At 70.8% G+C, this 9,082-nt stretch carries 9 protein-coding genes; 6 read left to right on the top strand and 3 right to left on the bottom strand.

Features of this window, described 5'->3' with window-relative positions; translation table 11 throughout:
- Positions 1-36: 36 nt before the first annotated feature.
- Together pgm and AB0915_RS36535 are read right to left on the bottom strand one after the other, a co-directional pair.
- The gene (pgm, locus tag AB0915_RS36540; protein ID WP_366695330.1) at positions 37-1,677 is read right to left on the bottom strand and encodes a phosphoglucomutase (alpha-D-glucose-1,6-bisphosphate-dependent); all 1,641 of its coding nucleotides are present in this window, start codon (positions 1,675-1,677) and stop codon (positions 37-39) included.
- Positions 1,678-1,724: 47 nt separating this feature from the next.
- On the bottom strand, positions 1,725-2,459 hold the full coding sequence (locus AB0915_RS36535; protein ID WP_366695328.1) for a 4'-phosphopantetheinyl transferase superfamily protein: 735 nt from the start codon (positions 2,457-2,459) through the stop codon (positions 1,725-1,727).
- Positions 2,460-2,746: 287 nt separating this feature from the next.
- Between AB0915_RS36535 and AB0915_RS36530 the strand changes: the two genes are divergently transcribed.
- Together AB0915_RS36530 and AB0915_RS36525 are read left to right on the top strand one after the other, a co-directional pair.
- Entirely contained in the window at positions 2,747-3,943 is a 1,197-nt protein-coding gene (locus AB0915_RS36530) for a S8 family peptidase (protein WP_366695326.1), read from the top strand.
- A gap of 158 nt (positions 3,944-4,101) precedes the next feature.
- Complete coding sequence (locus AB0915_RS36525; RefSeq protein ID WP_366695324.1) at positions 4,102-4,419, top strand: cupin; 318 nt, start codon at positions 4,102-4,104, stop codon at positions 4,417-4,419.
- 2 nt (positions 4,420-4,421) lie between these two features.
- Here AB0915_RS36525 and AB0915_RS36520 read toward each other — a convergent pair whose 3' ends face one another.
- A complete protein-coding gene (locus tag AB0915_RS36520) occupies positions 4,422-5,660 on the bottom strand; it encodes an MFS transporter (RefSeq protein WP_366695322.1) in 1,239 nt (412 codons plus the stop codon).
- A gap of 79 nt (positions 5,661-5,739) precedes the next feature.
- Between AB0915_RS36520 and AB0915_RS36515 the strand changes: the two genes are divergently transcribed.
- From AB0915_RS36515 to AB0915_RS36500, 4 genes are all read left to right on the top strand, one after another.
- Positions 5,740-6,636 (top strand): LysR family transcriptional regulator, encoded by an 897-nt coding sequence (locus AB0915_RS36515; protein ID WP_366695320.1) that lies wholly within the window; start codon positions 5,740-5,742, stop codon positions 6,634-6,636.
- 140 nt (positions 6,637-6,776) lie between these two features.
- Entirely contained in the window at positions 6,777-7,661 is an 885-nt protein-coding gene (locus AB0915_RS36510) for an ABC transporter substrate-binding protein (RefSeq protein WP_366695318.1), read from the top strand.
- 77 nt (positions 7,662-7,738) lie between these two features.
- Positions 7,739-8,617 carry a hypothetical protein gene (locus AB0915_RS36505; protein ID WP_366695316.1) on the top strand — a complete coding sequence of 293 codons (879 nt, stop codon included), beginning with the start codon at positions 7,739-7,741 and terminating at the stop codon, positions 8,615-8,617.
- Positions 8,618-8,797: 180 nt separating this feature from the next.
- Positions 8,798-9,031, top strand: coding sequence for a type B 50S ribosomal protein L31 (locus AB0915_RS36500; protein WP_366695314.1), 234 nt, complete (start codon positions 8,798-8,800; stop codon positions 9,029-9,031).
- Positions 9,032-9,082 lie beyond the last annotated feature (51 nt).

Here is a 9,082-nt window from a genome sequence, read left to right as displayed (position 1 = left end):
GACCGGGCGTCGCACGGGAGGCGGCCTCCCGACCGCTCAGGCGCCCAGTGCCGCCGAGACCACGGCCTTGGCCTCGTCCTGCACCCGGCCGAGGTGATCGGACCCGAGGAACGACTCCGCGTAGATCTTGTAGACGTCCTCGGTGCCCGAGGGGCGGGCGGCGAACCAGGCGTTCTCCGTGGTCACCTTGATGCCGCCGATCGGTGCGCCGTTGCCGGGAGCCGAGGTGAGCACCGCCGTGACCGGTTCGCCGGCCAGCGTGTCGGCCGTGACCTGCTCCGGTGAGAGCTTGGCGAGTACCGCCTTCTGTTCACGGTTCGCGGGGGCATCGATGCGGGCGTACGCGGGCTCGCCGAAGCGGGCGGTGAGCCCGGCGTAGTGCTCGGACGGCGACTTCCCCGTCACGGCGAGGATCTCCGAGGCGAGCAGCGCCAGAATGATGCCGTCCTTGTCGGTCGTCCACACCGATCCGTCACGGCGCAGGAACGACGCGCCGGCCGACTCCTCGCCGCCGAATCCGAGCGACCCGTCGACCAGACCGTCCACGAACCACTTGAAGCCGACCGGCACCTCGACCAGCTGCCGTCCGAGATCGTCGGCGACCCGGTCGATCATCCCCGACGACACCAGGGTCTTGCCGACGCCCGCCGCGTCCGGCCACTGATCACGGTGCGCGTACAGGTAGTTGATGGCGACGGCGAGATAGTGGTTCGGGTTCATCAGCCCGCCGTCCGGGGTCACGATGCCGTGCCGGTCCGCATCGGCGTCATTCCCCGTCGCGATCCGATACCGGTCCCGTTGACCGATCAGCGACGCCATCGCGTACGGCGAGGAGCAGTCCATCCGGATCTTGCCGTCCCAGTCCAGCGTCATGAACCGCCAGGTGGGGTCGGTCAGCGGATTGACGACGGTCAGATCGAGCCGGTGCTGCTCGGCGATACGGCCCCAGTACGCGACCGACGCGCCGCCCAGTGGGTCCGCGCCGATCCGGACCCCGGCCGCGCGGATCGCGTCGAGGTCGAGCACGGACGGCAGGTCCGTGACATACGTGCCGAGGAAGTCGTACGTGGAGGTGGTCGGCGCCGCCAGCGCGCGGATGTACGGCAGCCTCCGTACGTCCTTCATGCCGGCCGCGATGATCTCGTTGGCCCGCTCCTGGATCCAGCCGGTCGCCTCGGACCCGGCGGGGCCGCCGTTCGGCGGGTTGTACTTGAATCCGCCGTCGCCCGGCGGGTTGTGCGACGGAGTGACCACCACGCCGTCGGCGAGACCTGAGGTCCGGCCCCGGTTGTGGGCGAGGATGGCGTGCGACACCGCCGGGGTGGGGGTGTAGCCGTCGGCGGAGTCGATCAGCACAGTCACGTCATTGGCGGCGAACACCTCGATCGCGGTGACCCGTGCGGGCTCGGACAGCGCATGGGTGTCGGATCCGAGGAACAGCGGACCGTCCGTGCCCTGCTGCGCACGGTACTCGCTGATGGCCTGACTGGTCGCGGCGATGTGGTCCTCGTTGAACGCCGTGGCCGTTGACGTCCCGCGGTGACCCGAGGTGCCGAACGCCACCCGCTGGTCCGGCTCGGCCGGATCGGGATGCAACGTGTAATACGCCGTCACCAGCCTGGCCACATCGGTCAGGTCCTCCGGACGTGCCTGCTGTCCGGCTCGTTCGTGCGGCATCTGCCCACTCCTCCGTATCGATCGGTCGTTGCGATTTGCCCGCCGGATCAGTTTCCCCGATGGCCGACGTGGACCGGTGGCTGCCCGGCCGTACGCACCGCTACGGCGGCGGCGTACCCGGCCGGGACCAGCACATCGGTGACGGTCCAGCCCGGGGGGCCGGGCTCCGGCACGGGCCCGGTGCCCAGATGGTCCAGCGAGAGCTCGCGTGCGAGCCCGATCCCCTCGCCCTTCAGATAGGCCTCTTTGCGGGTCCACGCCCGGGCGAAGGCGACGGGCCTGTCCTCCGCGCGGAGTTCTGCCAGCTCCTTTACCTCCGCCGGATGCAGCATCGCCCCGACGTCCGCAGCGGCCGTGCCGTTCGGTACCGCCTCCACGTCCACCCCGACCGGCGCGGCGGCGAACGCCAGCAGCGACAGGTCCCGGCTGTGCGACAGGGAGAAATGCACCCCGCCGTCGGTCGCCGGACGGCCGTGCGGACCACCGCAGGACGGGCACGGCTCACGGACCAGCCGCACCTCGCGCGGTTCGACACCCAGCCGGGCGCCGAGCAGCATCCGCAGCGCCACATGGGCCGTGACATAGCAGCGCCGGTCGGCCGGAGCGACGAATCTCCCGGCACGCCGCTGTTCCCCGGCGTCGAGAATTCCGTGCGCGAGCCGCTCGGCCGCATCACCGTGCCGCACCGCGTCCACGATCCACAGGGCAGGTACCCCGGCAGGCCAGGAGGGCAGCACGCCCCGGGCGCCGTCCGCCGGGCTGAAATCGATGGGCTGAAGCACCGGTCGGATCATCTCCAATCACCTGGCGAACGCCGTGAGGGAGTGTCACCGGCGCGGGGAGCAGCGCCAATTCTATGGAGACCCCCGACCGGATCCGGCATGGATTCGTCCACGATGTGAGCAGGTCACCGCGCCAGGGAGGACAGAGATGACGCCCCACCAGACATGGTGTTGACGCGACCTGTTGCGCTGTCCGGATGATCATGCTCAAGGCGGCAGTGGGTCCCGGACGAAGGACAGGTGTCCGCTCTTGTTCGCGCTCGATCCAGGCATTCCAGGAGTCATGCATGCGTTTGCGTACACGATGGGCGTCGGCCGCCCTGCTGCTGCTCGTACCGCTGATCAGCAGTGCCTACGCCGCCGCCGCCGTTCCGGGTGACGGCGGCGTCGTGGTGGAACGTTCCGCGCGGGCCGTTCCGGGGCAGTACATCGTCACCCTCGAGCCAGAGTACTCGGCGTCCTCCGCCATGGAGCAGCTCGGCGTGAAGCCCATGTTCACATACAACAGTGTGATGCGCGGCTTCGCCGCCGTGCTCAGCCCCGCTCAGCTGGCCACAGTCCGCTCGTCACCCGGTGTGGCGGCGGTCGAGGAGAACTCCGCGGTCACCGTGAGCGAGCCGCCCGCCGCGTCCGCCGCCGTGCCGTCGCGCTCCGCGCTCACGGCGGCGAGCTGGGGACTGGACCGGATCGACCAGCGGAAGCTTCCGCTCGACCACGCGTACAACGTGACGGCCACCGGCAGGGGCGTCACGGCGTACGTCGTCGACACCGGAATCGACACCCGGAACAGTGAGTTCGGGGGGCGCGCCGTCGTCGGATTCGATGCCGTCTCCGACGGTCACGCCGGTCAGGACTGCCATGGCCACGGCACGCACGTGGCCGGCACGATCGGCGGTGCCACCTACGGAGTCGCCCGACAGGTGTCCCTTGTCGCCGTGCGCGTTCTCAACTGCAAGGGGAATGGGACCGCGGCCGGGATGCTGGCCGGATTCGACTGGGTGGCCGGGCATGCCAAGCAGCCCGCGGTCCTGAACGCCTCCCTCGGCGGCCCGGGGTCCGCGGCGGTCGACGACGCCATCGACGCCATTGCGGCCCGGGGGACCCTGCCCGTCGCCGCGGCGGGGAACAGTTCGTTGGACGCCTGCACCATCTCTCCCGCCCGCGCGGCACACGTGGTCACCGTCGCGGCCAGCGACGCTCAGGACCGGCAGACCAGCTTCAGTAACTACGGCCCCTGCGTGGAGATGTACGCCCCCGGCTCGGCGATCGTATCGGCCAAGCTCGGCGGTGGTTCCGTGGCCATGAGCGGAACCTCCATGGCCAGCCCCCATGTTGCCGGGATCGCCGCTCTCTACAAGCAGTGGAAGCCGGCCGCCACGCCGAACGACCTCACTCGCTGGCTCGTCGACCAGTCGACCAAGAACGTCCTGTCGTCCCTGGGCGCGGGTTCGCCGAACCGGCTCCTCTACACCGGAGGGCTCTGATCCCGATCCGCTGAAGCCGTCCGACCGGCGGGGTCCGCATGCGCGGGCCCCGCTTGCTGCTGTGCGGAGCACAGTTCTTTCGCTCTCCCACACGTCCATCGCGCTGACGGCGGCGCGGGCGGATCGCGGCGGTTGCGGGGCTGCGGCACAGTGGTCGTATGGATGATCTCAACGCCCTCGCCGACGAGCATCTGGCCGCCGCCCGTACGTCCCCGCACGGCCGCAGTGCCCACCTGCTGCTGCGGCAGGAGCCCCTGCGACAGACGGTCATCGCGCTCACCGCGGGCTCGGCCCTCGACGAGCACAACGCGCCGCCCGCCGCCTCGCTCCAGGTCCTGCGGGGGTCCGTCCGCCTCACCGCAGCCTCCGGCGATGTGGAAGTGACCGCTGGAGGGCTGCAGCCCATCCCGCACGAGCGGCACGGACTGCTGGCGCTGCAGGACGCGGTGGTGCTGCTGACCGCGGTCAACGACTGACCTCAGCGCGCCCGGACCCGTACCCGCTCCAGCACCCAGAGCACGAAGCTGCCCGCGGCCAGCGAGCCGCCCAGGACGCAGATGCCGGTCCAGCCCGCGCGCGACCAGACCACCGAGGCGAGTGCGGCTCCCGCGGCCCCGCCCAGGAAGAAGAGGGTCATGAACCCGGAGTTGATCCGGTTGCGGGCCTCCGGCCGGAGCGCGTAGATCACGTTCTGACTGCTGTTGAGTGCCGCCTGCTGGGCCACGTTCAACGAGATCACGCCGAGCGCGAGCCACAGCAGCGAGGACTGGCCGGCGAGAAGCGGCAGCCAGGAGAGGGCGAGCAGGGCGGCCGAGGCCCCGGAGACCGCCTGCACACGGCCGCGGTCGCTCAGCCGGGCCGCGAAGTTCATGCCCACCACACCGATGACGCCCACCAGTCCGAAGAGTCCGATCGCGGCCGCGTTCCAGTTGTAGGGCGCCCGGGTCAGCAGGAAGGTCAGCGCGGTCAGCTGCACGCTGTACGAGGCCATGGAGAAGGCGGCGACGGCGGACCGCCAGCGCAACAGGGGCTCGGTGCGCAGCAGGGAGACGGTGGAGCGCAGTAGCCCGGCGTAACCCATCGGGGCCGTGTCGTCCGAACGGGGCAGCCGGGGCAGATGGCGGTGCAGGAGCACCGCCATGGCGGCCATGAGCAGGGCGTTCACCCAGTACGCAGTCCGCCAGCCGCCGAGCTCCGACAGCGCGCCGGAGGCCAGGCGCCCGACCAGGCCGCCCAGCAGGACTCCCGACATGACGAGGCCGACGATCCTGCCGCGTTCGGCCGGAGCCGCAAGGGTCGCCGCGAACGGCACCACGACCTGGGCGCCGACGGAGGTGAGCGCCGTGAGAGCCGTCCCGGCGATCAGCAGGGGGCCACTGGGGGCACCGGCGGTCAGCAGCAGGAAGAGCGCCGTCAGCGCGAACAGGCCCACCGCCAGCCTTCGGCGCTCCATGACGTCCCCGAGCGGAACCAGCAGGATCAGGCCCAGCGCGTATCCGCCCTGGGCGGCGGTCACGATCAGCCCCGCCGCCGTGACACCGATGTGCAGATTCGCCTCGATCACGTCGAGGAGCGGCTGTGCGAAGTAGTTGCCGGCGGCCGAGAGTCCGGCCGCGACAGCCATCAGGAGAACGAGCCCGCGGCCGAGGACGGGCGACGCCTCGGGCGGGATCGGCAGAGCCGGGCTGCGCCGTAGCGCCTGTGTGGAGTGAGCCATGCCCCCAGCCTCGGGGACCGGACATCCATGAGTCCAACACATGTTTTTCATTCGATCGATCGTGATTCACGATAGATGTATGGAGCTTCAGCAGATGCGGTACGTGGTGGCGGTGGCGGAGCTGGAAAACTTCACGCGCGCCGCGAAGAAATGCCTGGTCGTCCAGTCGGCCCTGAGCCATCAGATCGCCCGTCTGGAGAAGGAGCTCGGCGCCCGGCTGTTCGATCGCACGAGCCGCCAGGTCCGGCTCACCGCCGCCGGTGAGGCCTTCCTGCCCGCGGCCCGGCAGGCGCTGGACGCGGCCGAGCGGGCCCGCGCCGAGGTGACGGCAGCGGCGGGGGAAATCAGCGGGCGTCTCGGGATCGGAGCGATCCCGACGCTTTCCGCGGTCGACATCCCGGCCGCACTGCGGGAGTTCCATCTCCGCCACCCGAAGGTCCGTATCGACCTGAGGGAAGGGGCGAGCAAGGACCTCGTCCAGGAAGTGCAGGACGGGACGCTCGACGTGGCGTTTCTCGGTGTACTGCCGAGCTACCGGCTGAAGGGGGTGCGCGACCGCGAGCTGGGTCGCGGGGAACTCGCCGCCGTGGTGGCGCCCGGCCACCCGCTGGCCGACGAGTCCCAGGTGGACCTGGAGCGGCTGGCGCGGGAGACGTTCGTCGACTACCCCGCCGGCACCGCGGCCCGCGCCCAGTCGGAGGAGGCCTTCGAGGCGTGCGGACTCACCCGTGAAGTGGCGTTCGAGGTCAGCGGAACGGATTTCATCGTCCGGTTGGTACGCAGCGGCCTGGTCGTCGCTCTCCTGCCCGCCGCGTTCGCGGCGGAGCTGACGGGGCTCACCGTGCTTCCGGTGCGCAATGCGCCCGCACGGACGGAACGGCTGGTGTGGAGCCGGTTCCGCCCCACACCGGCGGCTGCGGCATTCCTGGCGGGTCTGGACATCGTGGACGACGAGCTCTGTCCCAAGACCCTCTGAGGAGAGACTTTCGGCCCGCCGGGCCGACAGCGGGTACGGGACCGGCGCCCCGCCGAGGGATGCCCCGGCAAGGACCTGGGCAGGTAGTGGTGTACGAGCCGGACCGGGGCCGGGCAGTCGGGTGCAGAAGGGTGTGCGATGTGAGCGAGCGGACCGAGTGGCAGTTCTCCGACGACCGTGGACAACTGTCGAGTGCCGGGCGGCGCCCGTCGCGTGTGCTCGCCTATGTCCAGGCCGGGGCCACGCTGTGGGACCACGGGATACGTCCGAGCGGGATCTTCGGATCGGATCACGACGGTGAGTCGCCCGACGGGGCCAAGACCGGATCGCTGCCGCTCACCGAGGTCGACTATCTCGGTGCGGGCAGCGTCCTGGACGTGGACACCCTCCTGCGGGGCGAGCCGGACCTCGTGGTGGCCGTCAGCTACGGGGGAGGGCATGTCTACGGGCTGGCCCCGGAGACCGCCAAGCACCTGGAGGAGCACGTTCCGGTCGTCGTGATCGACGTGGGCCAGGCACGCACCCTCGCCGACATCGGTGACCGGTTCGCCGAGCTCGCCCGCTCGCTCGGGGCCGAGGAGGGAGGGCCGCCGGCGACGCAGGACCTGGAAGCAGCCCGGGAGCGGCTGCGCAGTCTCGCTGCCGGCCCGTCCCGGCCCCGGGTCCTCGCCCTGTCACCGGCGGGGCAGGACCAGGCGCATCTCGCGCGTCCCCGCATGTGGCCGGAGCTGCGCGTACTGGCGGAACTGGGCGTCGACGTCCTCGAACCGGCCGCCGGGCCCGGTGCCAACTGGTCCACGGTCGGCTGGGCGCAGGCGGCGGCCCTCCGTCCCAGGATCCTGCTCACCGACATCCGGTCCAATGCCACACCCCTGGACCGGCTCCGGTCGAACGCTGACTGGTCGGCCCTGGAGCGGGCGGCCGCGGTGGTGCCGTGGAATCCGGAACCGGTCTGCAGCCCGCAGGCCCATGCACGGTTCCTGACGCTGGTGGCCGACGCGGTGGAGGCGGCGCAGGGCCGGTAGCGCGCACCGGAACCGTTACACCGCCCGGCGCGTCCGACAGGCAAGCGGCGAGGGCCGAGGGCGGACAGGGGCGGGGCATGAACAGAGGCAGGGCGAGCGGAACGGTCGTGGTGATCCTGGTGACCGCGCTGTCGGTGGTGGCGTGCGGGGGTGCCTCCGAGGATCTCGTGACGGAGGGGAGTCCACCGGCCACGCCCTACAGCGGCCCGCTCGACGTACCGCATCCGAACGTCGAAGCCGACACCCCGCGGGCGAGGAAGACGGAATCGGGGGCAGCCGGCCGCGCTCTGGAATGCGCGGGGGACATCTACTCCGGCGGCGGCAGTGAACCCTGGAGCAAGGGCGACGGCGGGGCGACGCCCGAGGAAGGGCTCAAGCTGTACTTCGAGTTCGAGCAGCCCGATCTGCCGCAGTACGGCTATCGCGTGGAACGCGAGGAGGCGGACCGGGTCCTGTACTCGTTCGACGTGGACCGCAGGACGAAGATCGCCGTTGTCGTCGCCAAGGACCGCAAGGGGCGCCCGGGCTGGGGTCCGGAGACCGCCGCCTCGTGTGACCCGGCGGAGCTGCCGTCGAGCTACACGGACAAGCTGCCGTACCGGGTCTGGACCGACAAGGACGGCCACCGGGTGCCCGTGTCCGAGCTGAACAGCTCGGCCGGCGAGGCGCACTGCGACTGGCAGGAGGCGAACTTCCTTGAATGGGGCGCGGGTTCGGGGGAGGGTTCGGCCGACCGGAAGGTCTATGCGCGTGACCCGAAGGGCGTACTCCCGTCCGGCATGCTCACCTCGGAGTACGACGGGGACGTGACGATGCCCACCGGTGCGCGCTCCACGGGCTACCACCTGGACGACTGGGAACTGTGGCTGACGGACGACCTGTCCAGGGCCTATGTCCGCACCCCGGACGGGGTGGAGGCGTGGCCCGCCGTGAAGCAGCACATGGGATGCCGGTGACCTGTCCGGCGTGCCGGGCCCCATGACGGCTTTGAGGGTCCGCCCTCAAGCGCCGGACGGGCCCGGCAAGCATCGGGCCACGGCCCCGCCCCCCGTACGGACCGTCTGCGATCGCGCCCCCCGGCTTCGTTCGCGAGGCTGGGCTGAGCCGAGCCCGTACGTACGTCCCCAGGAGCAGGCATGCAGCAGGACAAGCACCCTTCCTACCATCCCGTCGTCTTCCGTGACCGCTCCGCGGGCTACGCCTTCCTGACCCGGTCCACCGCCTCCAGCGAGCAGACCATCCAGTGGGACGACGGCGAGACCTATCCCGTCATCGACGTGGAGATCTCCGCCGAGAGTCACCCCTTCTTCACTGGCAAGGCCCGGGCGGGGGCGCCTTCGCGCATGTTGCCGACCCATGGAAGGTCTTGATCAGATGCCGGCCATCCCTGTTTCCTCGGAGCCGCACGCAGCCGAGATCCG

The organism is Streptomyces sp. NPDC048411, assembly GCF_040704695.1.
Lineage (GTDB): Bacteria > Actinomycetota > Actinomycetes > Streptomycetales > Streptomycetaceae > Streptomyces.
The sequence above is the reverse complement of the archived record's forward strand: the minus strand, read 5'-3'. Positions and strand labels throughout refer to the sequence as shown.

Coding starts and splice junctions, on each gene's coding strand:
- AB0915_RS36505 (WP_366695316.1), top strand. CDS start 7,739: ATGAACAGAGGCAGGGCGAGCGGAACGGTCGTGGTGATCCTGGTGACC.
- AB0915_RS36520 (WP_366695322.1), bottom strand. CDS start 5,660: ATGGCTCACTCCACACAGGCGCTACGGCGCAGCCCGGCTCTGCCGATC.
- AB0915_RS36530 (WP_366695326.1), top strand. CDS start 2,747: ATGCGTTTGCGTACACGATGGGCGTCGGCCGCCCTGCTGCTGCTCGTA.
- AB0915_RS36515 (WP_366695320.1), top strand. CDS start 5,740: ATGGAGCTTCAGCAGATGCGGTACGTGGTGGCGGTGGCGGAGCTGGAA.
- AB0915_RS36500 (WP_366695314.1), top strand. CDS start 8,798: ATGCAGCAGGACAAGCACCCTTCCTACCATCCCGTCGTCTTCCGTGAC.
- pgm (WP_366695330.1), bottom strand. CDS start 1,677: ATGCCGCACGAACGAGCCGGACAGCAGGCACGTCCGGAGGACCTGACC.
- AB0915_RS36525 (WP_366695324.1), top strand. CDS start 4,102: ATGGATGATCTCAACGCCCTCGCCGACGAGCATCTGGCCGCCGCCCGT.